This window comes from Massilia sp. Masssp93, from assembly GCF_059491295.1.
On record NZ_CP168502.1, the window covers coordinates 581,916 to 599,374 of the forward strand.

Annotated in this window: 8 protein-coding genes; 5 read left to right on the forward strand and 3 right to left on the reverse strand. The window is 67.5% G+C overall.

What is annotated here, in order from left to right; translation table 11 throughout:
• Positions 1-265 precede the first annotated feature (265 nt).
• The gene (locus ACEN9Q_RS02625; RefSeq protein WP_495627265.1) at positions 266-3,157 is read right to left on the reverse strand and encodes a TonB-dependent receptor plug domain-containing protein; all 2,892 of its coding nucleotides are present in this window, start codon (positions 3,155-3,157) and stop codon (positions 266-268) included.
• Between the two features lie 195 nt (positions 3,158-3,352).
• Positions 3,353-6,109 carry a bifunctional [glutamate--ammonia ligase]-adenylyl-L-tyrosine phosphorylase/[glutamate--ammonia-ligase] adenylyltransferase gene (gene glnE, locus ACEN9Q_RS02630; protein ID WP_056438997.1) on the reverse strand — a complete coding sequence of 919 codons (2,757 nt, stop codon included), beginning with the start codon at positions 6,107-6,109 and terminating at the stop codon, positions 3,353-3,355.
• Positions 6,110-6,275: 166 nt separating this feature from the next.
• Between glnE and ACEN9Q_RS02635 the strand changes: the two genes are divergently transcribed.
• From ACEN9Q_RS02635 to ACEN9Q_RS02655, 5 genes are read left to right on the forward strand one after another with little or no spacing between them, the layout of a single operon-like run.
• Positions 6,276-10,544: a YhdP family protein gene (locus tag ACEN9Q_RS02635; RefSeq protein ID WP_495627266.1), complete on the forward strand. Its 4,269-nt coding sequence runs from the start codon at positions 6,276-6,278 to the stop codon at positions 10,542-10,544.
• Complete coding sequence (locus ACEN9Q_RS02640; protein ID WP_495627267.1) at positions 10,541-11,353, forward strand: carbon-nitrogen hydrolase family protein; 813 nt, start codon at positions 10,541-10,543, stop codon at positions 11,351-11,353. The genes ACEN9Q_RS02635 and ACEN9Q_RS02640 overlap by 4 nt, the downstream gene beginning before the upstream one ends.
• 43 nt (positions 11,354-11,396) lie before the next feature.
• Positions 11,397-12,857, forward strand: coding sequence for a metalloprotease TldD (gene tldD / locus ACEN9Q_RS02645; RefSeq protein WP_495627268.1), 1,461 nt, complete (start codon positions 11,397-11,399; stop codon positions 12,855-12,857).
• 14 nt (positions 12,858-12,871) lie between these two features.
• Positions 12,872-13,669 carry a hypothetical protein gene (locus ACEN9Q_RS02650; RefSeq protein WP_495627269.1) on the forward strand — a complete coding sequence of 266 codons (798 nt, stop codon included), beginning with the start codon at positions 12,872-12,874 and terminating at the stop codon, positions 13,667-13,669.
• 51 nt (positions 13,670-13,720) lie between these two features.
• Positions 13,721-13,924, forward strand: coding sequence for a hypothetical protein (locus ACEN9Q_RS02655; RefSeq protein WP_056439009.1), 204 nt, complete (start codon positions 13,721-13,723; stop codon positions 13,922-13,924).
• A gap of 230 nt (positions 13,925-14,154) precedes the next feature.
• On the opposite strand, the gene ACEN9Q_RS02660 is transcribed toward ACEN9Q_RS02655, so the two are convergent.
• On the reverse strand, positions 14,155-17,016 hold the full coding sequence (locus ACEN9Q_RS02660) for a TonB-dependent receptor (protein ID WP_495627270.1): 2,862 nt from the start codon (positions 17,014-17,016) through the stop codon (positions 14,155-14,157).
• Positions 17,017-17,459 lie beyond the last annotated feature (443 nt).

Below are 17,459 nucleotides of genomic sequence, written 5' to 3' on the forward strand. Positions count from 1 at the left end.
TCGAAATCGGCGAACTTTATTTGGCTTTTGAAAACAATTTACGTGAAATATGAGAAAAATTTCATGAAAAACGACCGGGATCAACTTGCGCTCAGTTTTTAAGTAATAACAAGAGTGTGTTTGTTTGACATTAAAATGTAAAATAAATGTAACAATTTAGAGGCGGCGATATATTCGCGTGTTGTTGTAAATCCGCAAAAATGGAGCCGGTTTGACGCGGCATCCATGCAACATGCGTGCCGCGACGACCTGCCGCGGGCGACCGTCAGAACGACTGGTTGTAGCGCACGTAGAAGAGCCGGTCGATCGGCAGTTGCGGATCGACGGCCGACGAGGCCGACGTGCCGTTCACGAATGACGTGCTGGCGTCGTAGACGATGCGCGGCTTGCGGTCGAACACGTTGTTGGCGCCGAGCAGCAGCCTGGCTTTCCACGGCAGCGCATAGCCCACCGACAGGTCGCTGTAGACCATGGCGCCCAGCGTCGTATAGCCGGTACCCCAGCTGGCCGGGTCGTTCGGGTTGCTGCACTCTTCGTTGTTGGCCGCGCTCCAGCAATGCACCTTGACGCCGCTGTAGTAGCGCGACGCCAGCGAGGCGCTCCAGTTGCCGAGGGTCCAGTCCAGGGTGAGATTCGATTTCACCCGGTTGTACGTGAATTCGCCGGCGTCGTTTTCCCAGTCCGACGTGGCGGTACTCTTGATGCGGAACGTATCGGTATAAGTCGATTCCGAGCGCACGTTGAGCTGGCCAAACGCCATGCGCGGGAAGCGGTAGGCGAAGTTCAGGTCGACGCCCCTGGTCTGCAGCTCGCCCAGGTTGGCGTTGCCGCGCGACAGGTTCGAGATCATGCCGGTGGCCGGGTCGCGCCCGATCCTGTCGCAGAACGCCTGCACGCCGCTGACGTAGCACTGGTTGATTTCGTAGGTCGCCGTCACGCCGGTGATGCGGTTCTTGACGTGGATGTCGAAATAATCGAGCGCGATCGAGGCGCCGTTCAGCCAGCCCGGGCTGTAGACGAGGCCGAAGGTTTTCGTGGTCGCCGTTTCCGGCTGCACCGCGCCGTTGCCGGCGCCCGCGTTGAACGGCACCGGGGTCTGGGCGCCGCCGGCCGGGACCGGCGAGCCGGCCTGGTTGAGCTGGCGGAAGCCGGCCGGCACGCCGGCGGCCGCGCAGCGGGCCGCCACGGCCGGGTTCCGGGCCGCTTCGCCGTACTTGCTGTCGCAGGCGTCGAGGTAGGAATCGTAGGCCTGCTGGCCGCCGCCGAACGTGTCGCTCAGGGTCGGGGCGCGGAAGCCCTGGGCGTACGTGGCGCGCGCGAGCAGGTCGCGGATCGGCTTCCACATCACGCTGGCCTTGCTGTTGGTCGTGGTGCCGAAGTTGCTGTAGTCGGAGTAGCGCGACGCGATGTCGACGCTCAGCAGTTGTGCGAACGGCTTGTTCTTCAGCAGCGGGACGTTGAATTCCAGGTAGGCTTCGCGCACGGTGTACTTGCCGACGGTGGCATTGCCGGCCAGGTCGGTCGAATAGCCCGACTGCTCGAACTGGCCCGGGCGGTCGTAGCCGCTGACCGAACGGTGCTCGAGTCCGGCCGCCATGCCGACGGCGCCGGCCGGCAGGTCGAACAGGTCGCCGGTGATGTCGGCGGTGGCGCTGTTGACGGTCGAGCCGTACGTGGCCTGGCCGTTGGCCATGACGTAGTTCAGCGCGGCGGCGGTCGAAGCCGACGGGCCGCCCAGGATGTCGAACGGCACGCATTCGGCCAGCGGGATCGGGCTCGCGGCGGTGCCGCACTGCACGGTGCCCGCCGCGTTCATGAACGACGGCCCCAGGGCCTTTTTCAGGTTCAGCAGGTTCAGGTTGCCGGCCGACTGCACCGAACCCGTGATGGCGCTGTGGTTGTAGCCGACGTTCCAGTTCCAGACGTTGCCCAACACGCCGACAGCGCCTTCCAGGCTCGCGTCGATGTGCAGGGTGCGGTTGCCGTTGTCGGTCACGCGCGGCACTTCGATCGTGCGGCGGTAGAAGAACAGGTCGACGCCCTTGCCGGCGCCGGCCGCCTGGTTGCCGTACGGGTTGTAGTAATCGTCCTTGTCGATGTAGACGGGGTACTTCGACTGCGTCATCGAGTTCAGCGGATAGCCGGCGACCTCGCGCGACGATGCGCGGTCCGCGAACATCGCGGTGGCCGTGAACCGCATCTCGTGCGGCAGGGCGATGCTGCCCTTGGTGAAGATGGACGCCAGCCGGGTCGGCGACGTGTACATCATCTGGTTCGACGAATTGAACGTGTCGGCGTCGGCGCCGGCATAGTTGTGATAATTGTCCGGATCGCGCGCATTGGAGCCGGTGCCGTCGCCCAGGTACGAACCGGTGTGGTTCAGGATCTTGTTGAAACCGCCGGCGCCGCCGCTGGCGCTCACCTGGCGGATGCGGCCCCACGGGCTCGCGCCGAAGCCCGCGTTCAGGTGGTTCGGGCCATAGGCGGTGGCGGTGACGTCGCGGTCCTTCGCCCAGACGACGCCGTCCTCGGTGTACGTCAGGCCGAACATCATGTCGGCCTTGTCGTCGCCCGTGCCCCAGGCGAGCGCGTAATCCTTCTTCCTGCCGTCGCCTTTCTCGTTCTGGCCGTCGTACACGCTGGCCAGGCCGCCATGCATGGTCTTCTTGAGGATGACGTTGACGACGCCGGCGATGGCATCGGAACCGTAGATCGACGAGGCGCCGTCCTTGAGGACTTCGATGCGCTCGATCAGCGACGCCGGGATGGTCGACATGTCGGTATAGCCGGCGACGGTCTGGGTCCAGCGCTTGCCGTTCACCAGCACCAGCAGGCGGTTCGCCCCCAGGTTGCGCATATTGATGTACTGGCCGCCCTGTTCGCGGTTCGACGTCAGCGTCGAGCCCTTCGAGAAGGCCGGGGTGCCTGCGGCGGACAGGTTGTTGAGGATGTCGCCGACGGTGACGAGACCCGTTTTCTGGATCTGTTCCTGGGTCATCACCTGGACGGGTTGGGCCGTTTCCAGGTCGACCTGGCGGATACGCGAGCCGGTCACTTCGACGCGCTGCATCGCGTCCGCGGTTTGTGCATGGGCAAGGCCGGCCATCGCATTCAAGGCGACGGCAACGGCCATGGCGATCTTTGTACGGTGTTGCATGGATTCTCCGATGAGGACGCGTTCCTGGTTGCGCGGCTGGGCGTAAATACTTTGCCGCAGATCAAACCATACGCTGGCCTTATCAGAGCATTCGGTATTGACAAATGTCAATATGGAAATTTGTTGTAATGGAAACGTTGATAAAAAACAACATGCCGAAAGGAAAAAGGCGCTTGCGTGCGCCTGTGCGTGCCCCTATACGTGGAAGCAGTCGTGCCACAGCCGCACGACGACGTCCGCATGCTTCGCGACGAGGCTGCGTTCCACGCGGGCGTTTTCCTGGCCTTGCAGGCGCACCTGGTGTTGCAGCTTGCGCATCGCGCGGTAGGCCGCGGCCGCGCCGTCGGCCAGGCCGGCGTCGATGAGGCCGAGCTGGCCGCACAGTTTCAGCAACGCGATGTTGCCGACGTTCGCCGTCAGCCGCGGATACGCGCAGGCATGGCGCAGCACGAGGTACTGGACGATGAATTCGATGTCGATCATGCCGCCCTCGTCGTGCTTGAGGTCGAAACGCTCGTCGCGCGGCGGGTGCGCATCGCGCATGCGCTGGCGCATCTTGACGACCTCGCCGCGCAGCTCGGCCTCGCGGTCCGACCTGTCCTGGCGCAGCACCTGTTCGCGGATCGCCTCGAAGCGCGCGCCGATGGCGGCGTCGCCGGCGCAGAAGCGGGCGCGGGTGAGGGCCTGGTGCTCCCAGATCCATGCCGATGTCTGCTGGTAACGCTCGAACGCGGCCACGGACGACACGAGCATGCCGGACGCGCCGTCCGGCCGCAGCGCCGTGTCGATGTCGAACAGGATGCCGGCCGGCGTGTGCGTCGTCATCCAGGTGATGAAGCGCTGCGCCAGCTTGGCGTAGTTGGACGCGGCCATGTCGTCGTCGTCGTCGAACAGGAAGATCACGTCCAGGTCGGACACATAGCCCAGTTCCTTGCCGCCCAGCTTGCCGTAGGCGGCCACGGCGAACCGCGGGACCTCGCGGTGGCGCGAGGCGATGGTGCGCCAGGCGCGCCGCACGACCTCGCACACGATCAGGTCGGCCAGCGCGGACAGGTGGTCGGCCAGGCGTTCGACCGACAGTTCGCCGGCCAGGTCCAGCGCGAGCAGGCGGAACATCTGGGCGTGGTGGGCTTCGCGCAGGATGTCGAGCTGGCGTTCGGTGTCGCCGGCGGCCGCGTCGAGCTGGGCCGCAAGGCTGGCCGCCAGCGCGGGCAAGTCTTCGGCCGCGTTGCCGCGGTCGTCCAGCAATTCGTCCAGCAGGATCGGATGCTGGGTGAGGAAGGTCGCGGCCCAGCCGGACGCGTTGATCATGCGCAGCACCCGCTCCAGGGTGTGCGGATATTCCGTCAGCAGCGACAGGTAGGCCGAGCGCCGGGCGATGGCTTCGAAGAAATCGAGCAGGCGGCCGAGCAGGGCCGCGTGGCTGCCGAGCCCGGCGTCGGCGACGACGGCCGGAATCTGCGTCAGCGCCGTATTCACGAGGGCGACGAGGCGGTGGCGGCTCGCTTCGGGCAGGGTCTGCAGCCGCGGCGCCTGCCAGGTGGCGACGAGGCGGTTCGCGGCCGCTTGCGGGTCGTCGAAGCCGAGGCTGGCGAGACGGTCGGCGATGGCGTCGCGGTTGTCCGGATCGGTGAGCAGGGCGTCCGGGTCGACGGGCTCGGCGCCGGCCGCCTTGTCGGCGAAGATCGCGTCGAACTGGGCGGCGACGAAGTGGCGCCAGGCGTCCAGCCGGGCCAGCAGTTCGCCTTCGTCCGCCATCCCCATCATGCGCGCGACGGTGTGTTTGTCCTCGGGCGCGACGGGCATGGTGTGCGTCTGCGCGTCTTCCAGGTATTGCAGGCGGTGCTCCAGGTTGCGCAGGAAAGAATACGCCTCAAGCAATTGCTCGACGGTGTCGCCAGCCAGCAGTTCGCGTTCGGCCAGCAGGCGCAGCGTCTTGCGCGTGGAACGCTCGCGCAGCGCGGGGTCGCGGCCGCCGCGGATCAGCTGGAACACCTGGGCCAGGAACTCGATCTCGCGGATGCCGCCGCGGCCCAGCTTGACGTTCTGGTTGCGCTCCGGATGCAGGCGTTCCTGGCGGTTGACCTCGGCGCGGATCTGGGCGTGCATGGTGCGGATCGCATCGATCACGCCGAAATCGAGGTAGCGCCGGAACACGAACGGCCGCACGATGGCGTCGAGGGCCGCGATGTCGGCCGGATCGCCCGTGACCGCGCGCGCCTTGACCCAGGCATAACGTTCCCACTCGCGCCCCTGTACGATCAGGTAGTCCTCGACCATGTTCAGGCTCGCCACGAGCGGGCCCGACTTGCCGTTTGGACGCAATGCCATGTCGACACGGAACGTAAAACCATCCTCGGTGACCTCCGACAGCGCGGCGATCAGCTTGCGGCCCAGGCGCACGAAGAATTCGTGGTTCGACAGCGATTTCCGGCCGGGGCCGGCATTCGTGTCGCCGTCCTCGGGGTAGACGAAGATGAGGTCGATGTCGGACGAGACGTTCAGTTCGCCGCCGCCGTGCTTGCCCATCGCCAGCACCATCATTTGCTGGGGACGGCCGGAATCGGCGCCGATCGGCTCGCCGTGCAGGGCCGTCATTTCGGCCATCAGCTCGGCCAGGTGGGTCTGGACGGCGAAGTCGGCGAAGCGGCTCATCGCCGTGACGACCTCGTCGAGGTCGGCCTGGCCGGCGAGGTCGCGCCGGATGATGGCGCAGATGAGCAGGTTGCGCAGGCGGCGCATTGCCCGTACCGTCGGGAGCACCGAACCGTTTGGACCGAGCGCGGCTTCGGACTTCAGCGCTGCGCCGAAATCGAGAGAGGCCAGCGATAATGCGGCAAGGGTATCGACGCGTCCGGCACGGGCCGGGTCGGCGCCGATCCAGCGTTGGTAAAAGCGCGACATCGGCGCCATCGACTGCGTGGAGGGTTGCGAGGGAGAAACTTGGAGCATCGGGCGAATTCCAGAGGAGTTTGTGCGTTCCGGGACGCTTGCTATGGGGTAAAATTGCCCGCCATGCTGCCCTGGGTCAGCATGATGGTAAGGTAGACGCCGCGAATGTTGCAAGCGCTCTCTTATTTACAGATAAACAATAGTTGGCGAGCCTTTGAGCGTTTTGATGCACAACCCGGAACCGCAGGCGCAGCGCGAGCACGACGCGCACGAGCAGGCGCACCCGCAGGGAGGCGCGCCTGAGCACGCGCACGAGCATGTGCCGCTGGCGGAGCGCTGGGCGCGCGCGCGTACGTGCTACCGCTATGCCAACCTGGCGTCGCATCACGTGCTCGGCTTTACGATCAAGGCAGTCCTGCTCGTCTACTTCGCGTTCATGGCGCTGTTCCTCGTACTGCGCTACGCGGTGCTGCCGAACATCGACCTCTACAAGCCGGACATCGAACGGGCCGCCAGCCGCGCGCTCGGCAACCAGGTGACCATCGCCCGCGTCTACGCGTCGTGGCGCGGCCTGCATCCGAACCTGTACCTCGGCGACCTGCGTGTGCGCGACCGCGCCGGGCGCCAGCTGCTGGCGCTGCCGTCGGTGTCGGCCACCTTGTCGTGGTGGTCGGTGGTGGCGGCCGAACCCCGTTTCGACGCGCTGGAAATCAACCGGCCCGAGCTGGACGTGCGCCGCGGCCGCGATGGCGTCATCGCCGTGGCCGGGGTGCGCATCGATCCGAACCGGAAGGAAGAGGGCGGCGGCGCCGACTGGCTGCTGCGCCAGCACGAAATCGTGATCCGCGAAGGCCGGCTGTCCTGGACCGACGAGCTGCGCGGCGCGCCGACGCTGGCATTGTCGGACGTGACCCTCGTGCTGCAGAACCGCTGGACGACGCACCGCTTCGCCCTGAAAGCCGCGCCGCCGTCGGGCGCCGGCGACCCGCTCGACCTGCGCGCGCGCTTTTCCCACCCGGCGTTCGGCGCCAGGCCGTCCGACGCGCGGCGCTGGAAAGGCCAGGTGTATGCCGACCTGCGCAACACCGATCTCGCCGCCTGGAAGCAGTACGTCGATTACCCGTTCGCCCTGCAGCAGGGCCGCGGCTCCGTGCGCGCCTGGCTCGACTTCGATCACGCGCGCCTGGCCGGTTTTACCGCCGACCTCGCGCTGGCCGGCGTCAGCGCGCGCCTCGGGCCGGACACGCCGCCGCTGGCGCTGGCGCGCGTGTCGGGCCGGCTGTCGGCCAGCGAAACCATCGCGCCGAACGTGGACGACGGCAAGCCGACCTTCGGCGCGCTCGGCCATGCCATCGGCCTGGAAAACTTTGCCGTCGTCACGGAAGACGGCGTCGTGCTGCCGCCGGCCACGTTGACCGAATCCTGGCACCCGGCCACGCGCACCCGGCCCGAACGCTTCGAGGTGCGCGCCGCACAGCTGGACGTGGGCGCACTGGCCGCGCTCGCCGTGCAACTCCCCATCGCACCGGCCCAGCGCCAGCTGCTGACGGAACTGGCGCCGCACGGCCGCATCAATGACGCCGACGTCGAATGGCAGGGCCGCTTTCCGCACGTCACGGGCTACCGCGTGCGCGGCGAGGTCGAGAACCTGGGCATGAATCCGCTGGCGGCGCGCGCCGAACTGGCCGCGACCGACGGCCAGCCGGCCCAGGCGGCACGGCCGGCGCTGCCCGGCTTCAGGAACCTGTCCGGCCGCGTCGACGCGAGCGACCATGGCGGCAGCGTCGACGTCGATTCCGACAAGCTCGTGCTGGCGCTGCCGGCCTGGTTCGCCGAACCCGAGATGCCGTTCGACCAGCTCGCGCTGCACGCGCGCTGGAGCTTCCCGCAGGACGACCGCCTGCTCGTCGAAGTCGACAGCATGAACCTGTCGCAGGGCGCGCTGAAGGCGAGCCTGTCCGGCCGCCACCTGCTGCCGTTGACGCCCGGGCAGGGGCCGGGCGACGCCGACTTCACGGGCACGGTCGACAATTTCGACATCGCGAGCATTGGCCACTGGCTGCCGCTCGCGACTCCCGAGGGCCTGCGCGAGTGGCTGACCGGCGCGCTCCAGGGCGGCACCCTGCACGACGCGCGCCTGCGCCTGCGCGGCGACCTGGCCCACTTCCCGTTCCACGCCGACAACGCGGCCCTGCGCGCCAAGGGCGAGTTCCGCGTCAGCGGCCGCATCGAGGACGGCAAGCTCGAGTACGCACCGGGCCACAAGGCGGCCGACGGCAAGGCACCGCTGTGGCCGCTGCTGGAAAACATCGAGGGGTCGATCGTGTTCGACCGCGCGCGCATGGACATCCACGCCGACACGGCGCGCACGCAGGGCATCGCGCTGTCGAACGTGCGCGCCGTGATCCCCGAGCTGGGCGTGCACGAGATGATGCTCGACATCGACGGCGCGGCCGCCGGCCCGCTGCCGGACTTCCTGCGCTACGTGGCGGCCAGCCCCGTGCTCGAATGGATCGGCAACTTCACCGAGGACACGCGCGCGACCGGCGCCGCCAGGCTGGGCCTGAAGCTGCACCTGCCGCTCGCCAGCCTGCACGACGCGAAGGTCCAGGGCGCGCTGCAGTTGCAGAACAACGACGTCGTGCTGTTCCCCGAACTGCCGCCCATCGAAGCCGCGCTGGGCCGCATCGAATTCTCCGAGCGCGGCGTCAACCTGAACGGCGTGGGCGCCAGCTTCCTCGGCGGGCCGCTGCAACTGTCCGGCGGCACCCAGCGCGACGGCACCATCCAGATCCGCATGGCCGGCAGCGTCACCGCCGACGGCATGCGCCGCACGGGCTCGCTGCCGGCGCTGCAGCGCCTGGGTACCAAGCTGAGCGGCGGGGCGCGCTTCGGCGGCACCGTCACCGTGAAGGACCGCCAGTCGCAGATCGTCATCGACTCCAACCTGGCCGGTCTCGGCGTCGAACTGCCGGCGCCGCTGAACAAGCCCGCCGCGGAAGCGCTGCCGCTGCACTTCGTGCTCGCCGGCCAGCCGACGGGGCTTGACGGCGTCGGCCACGACGAGGTCCGCGTCGCGCTCGGCAACATCGCCGCCGCAAAATACGTGCGCGAACGCCAGCCGCACGGCACGTGGATCGTCAAGCGCGGCGGCATCGGCGTCAACGTGCCGGCGCCGGAGCCCGACGGCGGCATGATGATCAACGTGAACATGAAGGCGCTGAACGTCGACCGCTGGCTCGCGGCGGCCGCCGAGATCGCCGGGCCGGGCGAGGCCGCGCCGACGGGCAACGCGACCGTCGACAACGCCACCGGCGCGGGCATGGCCCAGTACGTGCTGCCGGACACGATCGCCGCGCGCGCCAGCGAACTTACCATCGGCGAACGGTCGCTGCGCGACGTCGTCGTCGGCGCCACGCACCAGAACAATACGTGGCAGGCCAGCATCGATTCGCGCCAGGTGGTCGGCTACGTGACGTGGAACGAGTCGCCCACGGGCCAGGGCCTGGGCAAGGTGACGGCCCGTCTCGCGTCGCTCGTGATCCCGGAATCGTCCGCGAACGAAGTCAAGGACCTGCTCGAATCGAGCAAGGGCGCCACCGCCAGCATTCCCGGCCTCGATATCGTGGCCGAGCGCTTCGAGCTGTCGGGCAAGCAGTTCGGACGGCTGGAACTGGCGGCCAGCAATGCGCAGGCGCTGGCCGGACGCGAATGGCGCATCGAGCGGCTGGCGCTGACGAATCCGGACGGCCAGCTGAAGGCGAACGGCCGCTGGCTCACGCGCGACGGCAAGAGCAATACGGCATTGAATTTCACGCTCGACATCAGCGACGCCGGCCGCCTGCTCGACCGCCTCGGTTTCCCGGAGACGCTGCGCCACGGCAAGGGCTCGCTGTCCGGCGACATTTCGTGGGCCGGCTTGCCATACTCGCTCGACATTCCGAGCCTGTCGGGCCAGATCCAGATGAACGTCGAGGATGGCCAGTTCCTCAAGCAGGACCCGGGCGCCGCGAAACTGCTGGGCGTGCTGAGCCTGCAGATGCTGCCGCGCATGCTGAAACTCGACTTCCACGACGTCTTCTCGGAAGGCCTCGCCTTCGACGGCATCACGGCGAATGCGATGATCACGCGCGGCGTCGTGCGCACCGACAACCTCAAGATGCACGGCGTCGCGGCGACGGTGCTGATGGACGGCACGGCCGACATCGCGCACGAATCGACGAACCTGCACGTCGTCGTGATCCCGGAATTCAACCTCGGCACCAGCTCGCTCGTGTACGGCCTGGCCGTGAACCCCGTGATCGGCCTGGGCAGTTTCCTGGCCCAACTGTTCCTGCGCGCACCCGTGATGAAGGCGCTCACTTACCACATGCAGGTCACGGGGCCGTGGAAGTCGCCGCACATCGTCAAGCTGGACAATTCGCCCGCCGTTGCGGCCGCCGCCGAGGCGGCGGCCCAGCAGGATCGCAGCAAGCAAAAGAAGGGAGCCCAATGAAATCCGACGCGAAGTCGACCGTCGCAGCAGTACAGATGGTGTCCACGCCCGACGTGGACGAGAACATCGCCACCGCGCGCCGCCTGATCGCGGCTGCCGCGGCGCGTGGCGCGCAGCTGGTCACGTTGCCGGAATACTGGCCCATCATGGGCATGACGGACACGGACAAGGTCGCCCACGCGGAACAGCCGGGCCACGGCCCCATCCAGGATTTCCTGGCCGCGCAGGCGCGCGAGCACGGCATCTGGCTGATCGGCGGCACCTTGCCCCTCGTGTCGGGCATTGCTGCCCGCGTGCTGAACACGACGCTCGTCTACGACCCGGCAGGGCACCACGTCGGCCGCTACGACAAGATCCATTTATTCGGATTCAACAAGGGCAGCGAATCGTACGACGAGGCGCGCACGATCGTGCCGGGCGCGACGGTCGGCAGCTTCGAGGCGCCGTTCGGCCGCGTGGGCATGTCGATCTGCTACGACCTGCGCTTCCCGGAACTGTTCCGCGCGATGGGCGAGTGCGCGCTGATCGTCGTGCCGGCCGCGTTCACGCACACGACGGGCCTCGCGCACTGGGAAGTGCTGCTGCGCGCCCGCGCCATCGAGAACCAGTGCTACGTGCTGGCCGCGGCCCAGGGCGGCACGCACCGGAACGGCCGCCGCACGTTCGGCCACAGCATGCTCATCGATCCGTGGGGCGACGTGAAGGACATCTTGCCGGAAGGCGAGGGCATCGTCAGCGGCGAGATCGATCCCGAGTACATCGCCAAGGTGCGCGAGAGTTTGCCGGCGCTGAAACACCGCAAACTCTGACGTATGGCACAATGCCCTATCCTTATCAGAAAGACCCGACGCAATGACTCCATTCGAACCGAATCTCTCCTCCCTCGCCGTCGCGCGCGACATACTGTTGACGCCATTCGGGCTCGACGAAGGCAAGCTGATCACGACGCTGGGGACCATGTTCACGCACAAGGTCGACTATGCCGACCTGTATTTCCAGTTCACCAAGAGCGAAGGCTGGAGCCTGGAAGAGGGCATCGTCAAGAGCGGCAGTTTTTCGATCGACCAGGGCGTCGGCGTGCGCGCCGTGTCGGGCGACAAGACCGCCTTCGCGTACTCCGATGACATCTCGCAGGCAGCCCTGCTGGACGCCGCCGCCGCCACGCGCACGATCGCGCGCGCGGGCGCCGGGCGCGTGAAGGTCGCGGCCGGCGTCCAGCCGACCGGCGGCCGTGCGCTGTACCTGCCGAACGATCCGCTGGCCTCGCTCGACGCCACGGCGAAAGTCGCCCTGCTGGAGCGCGTCGAAAAGATCGCGCGCGCCAAGGACCCGCGCATCGTGCAGGTGATGGCCGGCCTGGCGGGCGAGTACGACGTCGTGCTCGTCGTGCGCAGCGACGGCGTGCTGGCGGCCGACATCCGTCCGCTCGTGCGCGTGTCCGTCACCGTCATCGCCGAGCAGAACGGCCGGCGCGAGATGGGCTCGTCCGGCGGCGGCGGCCGTTACGACTACGGTTATTTCAGCGACGAACTGCTGGAAAAATATGCTAGCGAAGCCGTGCAGGCGGCCCTCGTGAACCTGGAAGCGCGTCCGGCCCCGGCCGGCCCGATGACCATCGTGCTCGGCCCGGGCTGGCCCGGCGTGCTGCTGCACGAAGCCGTCGGCCACGGCCTCGAAGGCGACTTCAACCGCAAGGGCTCGTCCGCGTACGCCGGCATGATCGGCCAGCGCGTCGCGGCCAAGGGCGTGACGGTCGTCGACGACGGCACGCTGAAGGACCTCCGCGGCTCCCTCAACATGGATGACGAGGGCAATCCGAGCCAGTGCACGACCCTGATCGAAGACGGCATCCTCAAAGGCTATATCCAGGACACGATGAACGCGCGCCTGATGAAGATGCCGGTGACGGGCAACGCGCGCCGCGAGTCGTTCGCCCACCTGCCGATGCCGCGCATGACGAACACCTACATGCTGGCCGGCGACAAGGACCCGGCCGAGATCCTGGCCTCGGTCAAGAACGGCTTGTATGCGGTGAACTTCGGTGGCGGCCAGGTCGACATCACCAACGGCAAATTCGTGTTCTCGGCCAGCGAGGCCTACATGATCGAGGACGGTAAGGTCACGTACCCGGTGAAGGGCGCGACCCTGATCGGCAACGGTCCGGACACGATGAACCGCATCTCCATGATCGGCAACGACATGCGCCTGGACTCGGGCGTGGGCGTGTGCGGCAAGGAGGGCCAGAGCGTGCCGGTGGGCGTCGGCCAGCCGACCTTGCGCATCGACGGCGTGACCGTCGGCGGCACGGCCTGACGCCAGCCGCGGCGATGGCGTCCGCCCTCGCAAGCTCGACGCCCGCCTTGCGCGGGCGTTTGTTCTTCGGCGCCGCCGTCGCCGCGCTCGTCGTATCGATGCAGCCGCAGTGCGCCCGGGCCGACGAACACACGAATGTCGCCACGCGCTTCGGCCCGGTCGAGACGCAGGCCGTTCCCGCCGCCGGCGCCGCCCTTGAGCGTTCCGACATCCGCTTGCGCGGCGCGTCGCTCGGGCAGGTCGACGGCAACGCCGGCCTCGTCAAGCTGTCCGTGCAGGACGCCGCCGATTACGTGCTCGTCGACGCCCAGCTGCCGGACCCGCAATGCCGGCACCGCTTCACCTTGCTGCGGATCGGGCCCGGCGATGCGGCGGCGATGTCGCAACCGTTCGGCGATTGCCTGACGGGCTTCGGCGCGCGCCGTGCGGGCGACAAGGTGGTCGTCCAGCTGGCCCGGAAGGGCGCGGCGCAGGTGCACGAGTTCGTGTGGATGCAGGACCGCATGAAGGAACTCTCCAACGTGCTCACCCGCTGCGAAGCGGCCCAATTGACGGCCGCGTCGCGCTGGATACCGGTCGAGTCCGCGCAAGCGGGACGCGTCGTCACCGGCACCGGCCGCGCCTGGTTTCATACGGCGCCGCTGGACGAATGCCGCCTCCCGCAACTGTTCGTCATCCCCGGCGACGTGCTGACCGTCCTCCATACGTATGGCGATTACGCGGACGTCGCGTACCGCAATCCGCGCACGGGGCGCGCGGCCGGCGGCTGGCTCAAGCTCGACCGTCTGGCGGACAGTGCGCCCAAGCCCTGAACCCTGTGCCACACTTGCCCTGACTGGATCATCCATCGCAAGGAGCAGGACATGGCGAACGATCAAACCCGACAGCCCGGCGCACAGCAAGCGAACCCGACGCCGCCCCCGCCACCCGACAACGCGCAGGCGCAACCGGGCGCAAAGCCGCCGGACGACTTCGACGGGCTCGAAGGCAAGAAGCCCGACGAGTTGACACCGGAAGAACTGCGCCTCATGGCCGACACGATGCCGGGAGAGGGCCCCGGCGACTAGATGTCGCAGGGGCGGCGACCAAAATTGGTCGGGTGGGCACCCTGTGCCCAAGCGAAACGCCAACACACCGCATACGTCACGCGTGGGCACGGCGTGCCCACCCTACCGCTCAAAACGAACTCAATGTCGCCGGGCGCCGACCAGGATCGTAGGGTGGGCACCCTGTGCCCACGCGAAACGCCAACACACCGCATACGTCACGCGTGGGCGCGGCGTGCCCACCCGACCGCTCAAAACGAATAGCGCGCCCCCAACGTGTAGTAGCGTCCGCGCGCCCCCTCGTAATCGAGCGGGTTGTACGCCTGCGCGCCGTAGGTCAGCGGATCGAGCGGCGCGATCTTGTCGAACAGGTTCTGGATCGAGCCGAACAGTTCCCAGCGCTGCCGCGGCTTCCAGCGCACGACCAGGTCGACCGTCGTGAACGACGCCAGTTCGCAACCGTTCGGGGCGTCGGCCCCGTTGGCGAAGGTCACGGCGCAGCCGCTCGGGTCGCCCCGGAAGAAGCGGTTCTCGAGTACGCCGCGGTAGTTCACGTTGGCCGACACGCGCAGGTTTTCGCGGTCCCAGCCGAAGCGCATATTGACCCGGTCGGCCGGCGTGCCCGCGCAGTTGGTGACGTCGCAGTTGCCGTGCGTGCCCGCGAATTCGCGCGACGTGCCGTCCTGCTCGGTGCGCAGCCATTCGAAGATGTGCGTGTACTTGACGTCGAAGGTGGCATTGCCCCAGGCGTCCGGCAGGTGGTGGTTGTAGCGTGCGTCCACGTCGAGCCCGCGCACCTTGCTCTGGGCCGAGTTGACGTAGCGCGTCAGCACGGCCGTGATGGCGCCCGGATCGCCGGGAATGGCGCTCACGCTGGTGGGGTCGCGCACGACGTGGCCGGCGGCGATGGCGGCATCGACCTGTTCCTGGTTGATCTCGTTCTTGCGCTTGATCTTCCAGTAGTCGACCGAGATGCTCGTGCGCGGCAGCGGGTCCCAGATGACGCCCAGCGTGTAGCTCTTCGAGCGTTCCGGCGACAGGTTGGGGTTGGGCGACGTGATCAGCGCGATCGATGCCGGATTGCAGCTGCTCGTCACGCCCAGCGCACAGCGCACGGGGTCGGCGGCGGTCGAGAAGGCGGCCAGGCCGCCGACGCCGTTTTCGGCCGGGCTCGGCGCACGGAAGCCGCGCGCGAACGTGCCGCGCAGGGCGAATGCGCGCACCGGCGTCCACTTGAGCCCGAATTTCGGCGTCCAGGAACTGCCGACGTCGGTGAAGTGGTCGTAGCGCAGGGCCGCCGAGGCTTCGACGTTGAACGGCAGCGGCGCCAGTCCTTCGCCGTACAGGGCGAACACGTTGCGGGCCCCGGAGTAGGCGGAATAGCCGAGGCCGATGATGTTGCCGCGTTCGGTGCCCGAGGTGGGCATCAGCTCCGTCATCTCGTGGCGGAACTCGGTGCCGGCCGCCAGCCCCAGATTGCCGGCCAGGTAAGGAATGCCGCTGAACTCGCGCGTGGCCTTGAAGTCGACCTGGCCGACCTTGGTGTTCGCCGCGTTGGCGATGGTCGGCGACAGGGCGGCGTACAGCGCGGGCGAATTCAGGTTCGCGTTTTCGCCGATGCGCCACACGGTGCCCGGCGACAGCGCCGCATAGGCCGGGTTGCGCAGCGCCGCGGCCACGTTGGCGGCGGACGGGTCCAGCAGGGCAAAAGCGACGTCGCGCTGCAGGTAGCCGTTCTGCGTGTTGTTGACGTGGTTGTGCGAGAACAGCAGGGACGAGTCCCAGTCCCAGCCGAAATTCGAGCCCTTGGCGCCGCCGAGCCAGCGGAGGAAGTTGGAGCCGATGTTCGAGACGCGCGGCCCGACGTCGGCCGCCAGGTAGCGCAAGCGCGCGGCCGTGCCGAAATACGGGTTGTCGGGGTGGGCGGCGCCCAGCTGGGCGATGGCATTGTTGACGGGGCCGCCCGGGAAGCCGACGGAGGCGCTGACCGTGGACGGCGTCGTCGACGAATCCGTCTGGCTCGTGTACCAGTTGAACTCGCTGTACAGCAGGACGGCCGGGTCGAGCTGGTAGGAGCCGCGCAGGAAGAAACTGAGGTTTTCCTGCTTGGGCTCGATCTGGTTGTAGACCTGGGACGCGTCGATCAGGCAGCCGCCGCCGGGATCGCCCTGCGGGTGGCTGGTGAAGTTGGAACAGGCCGCGCCGGGGAACGTGCGCGTGAAGCCGGGCCCGGCCAGGTTGCCCCGGTTGTAGTAGTTGGTGGGGTCGGCCGGATTGCGCACGTTGCCGTTGATGGCGCTGCCGGCCGTGCCGGTGCCGGGCAGGATGGCGCCGGTGCCGCCGAGCGCCTGGTCGGCCGAATAACCCCATGGCCGCAGGTCGTTGCGGCCGATCCAGTCGCGGTCCGAGCGGTCGCGGTACCAGATCTCGTCGAACTTCTTGTACTCGAGGCTGAACAGGACGTTGTAGCGGTCGGCGTCGAGGCTGCCGACGCCCTTGGTGAAGGCGACGTTCGTGCGCTTGCCGTCCCAGTCGTTGCTGGCGCCGCGCGAGAACCGCACCGTGTTGCCCTGGAAGTCGCGGCGCAGGATGATGTTGACGACGCCGGCGATGGCGTCGGAACCGTAGATGGCCGACGCGCCGTCCTTCAGCACCTCGACGCGCTCGACGGCGTCGGTCGGGATCACGTTCAGGTCCGCGAACTGTTTCTGGCCGTCGTCCGCGAGGCCGTACGGGGCCATGCGGCGCCCGTTCAACAGCACGAGCGTGGACGCGGCGCCGAGGCCGCGCAGCGAGATGCCGGAAGCGCCGGCCGCGAAGCCGTTGCCGAACGTGGTCGGCACGGAACCCTGGTTGTCGACGGCCAGGGTCTGCAGCAGTTCGGCCACGGTGGCCTTGCCGGAACGCTCGATGTCGGCGCGGTTGACGGTGATGACGGAGGAAGCCGTCTCGGCCTCGGAGCGGCGGATGTTCGAGCCGGTGATCTCGACGCGCGGGACGGGTTTGGGCGCGGCTTCCTGGGCCGGCGCCGGCAGTGCCAGGATTGCCAGGCCGATGGCGCCCCCGCCCGCGAACAGGCGCCGGATCGTTCGGGATATCGGTGTTTCAGTCATGTCCAGACTCCATGTACGATGAGGGATGGTCGACCCGGTGTGCATGCGGCCGGGGCTCGTTGCGACTTTTGCATCTCGCACGGAGAGGCAACTGACATCTCTCAAGCGTGTCCGGCACAGGGGAAAAGGGTGTCTGGTTGGCGCAACCGATCGCCTGTATAGGCAACCGTAACCGACAGATCACGGCACAAATAAAGTCTTGCCAACGTCGATGCAATGTTGTTATAGTCAATCGACCATTCAGGAACCCACATGCGCCACGCCGTTTTCTTTACCTTTTATTTTTGGTTTAGCCATTCCAGCCCAACGGCGGTGGAGTAGCGGCAGGTTCACGCAGTAACAGAACAGCGTCCGACACAAAAATCCAAAAGACCGCCGAGCTGGCGGTCTTTTTTTTTTACGGCCCCGAATTTTTAATCATCAGATCAGAACGGAGAACAGCA